Origin of the sequence: Amaricoccus sp. W119 (assembly GCF_047275745.1) — a bacterium.
GTDB lineage: Bacteria > Pseudomonadota > Alphaproteobacteria > Rhodobacterales > Rhodobacteraceae > Amaricoccus.
On record NZ_JBKQWU010000193.1, the window covers coordinates 1 to 883 of the forward strand.

At 69.2% G+C, this 883-nt stretch carries 1 protein-coding gene and 1 pseudogene; both read left to right on the plus strand.

The window, feature by feature from the left end; translation table 11 throughout:
- Positions 1 to 219 (plus strand): annotated as a pseudogene (tnpB, locus tag ACLJK8_RS22935) (IS66 family insertion sequence element accessory protein TnpB); the annotation flags it as partial.
- Positions 220 to 311: 92 nt separating this feature from the next.
- Positions 312 to 883, plus strand: a 572-nt coding sequence (locus ACLJK8_RS22940; RefSeq protein ID WP_413152699.1) for an IS66 family transposase, incomplete at its 3' end; no start/stop codon positions are given.

The following is an 883-nucleotide window of genomic DNA, read 5'->3' on the forward strand; positions in this document are numbered from 1 at the left end:
CTCGCGGCCCAGGCCGAGGCGACGCTCCAGCAGGATCCGTTCACCGGGCATCTCTTCGTGTTCCGCGGACGGCGCGGCGATCTGGTGAAGGTGATCTGGTGGGACGGCCAGGGCGCCTGCCTGTTCATGAAGCGGCTGGAGCGGGGCAAGTTCGTCTGGCCTTCGGCGAAGGAGGGCAAGGTGTCGCTGACGCCGGCGCAACTGGCGATGCTGCTCGAACCCCTGGTCGCCGCCGTCGGACGGCATGTGCTGGCGGCCGACGCGATCTTCGCGGATGGTGAGCCATTGTCGCGCCATTGGTCCGAGAGACAATGGCGAACCCCGTCCGGATGCTCGCACCTGGCACGGGCAAAACCCAGACCGCGAGGCTTTGGGTTTACGCGCGCGATGAGCGGCGAGCCATTGTCCGCCATTGGTCCGAGGACAATGGCGAGCGGAGCGGCACCGCGCCGCCGGCCGCGTGGTATCGCTTCTCGGGCGACCGGAAGGGTCAGCACCCGAAGGATCATCTCGCCCGCTTCCGCGGATGGATGCATGCCGACGGCTATGCCGGGTTCGAGGAGCTCCATCGGTCCGGCGCCATCCGCGAAGTCGCCTGCATGGCCCATGTCCGGCGCAAGTTCGTAGACATCCATCGGTCGCAGGGCCCGCCGATCGCCGAGGAGGCCATCCGGCGCATCGCCCAGCTCTATGCCGTCGAGAAGGAGGCGCGCGGCTCTCCGCCCGAGCGCCGCGTGGAGTTCCGCGAGGCCGGCGTCGCCCCGGTGTTCGACGATCTCGAAGCCTGGCTCGCCCAGCAGTTGCTCCGCGTCTCTGGCAATCGCCGCTCGCCGCCGCGATCCGCTACGCTCTGGCGCGGATGGGCCCAATGCGCCCCGACCTA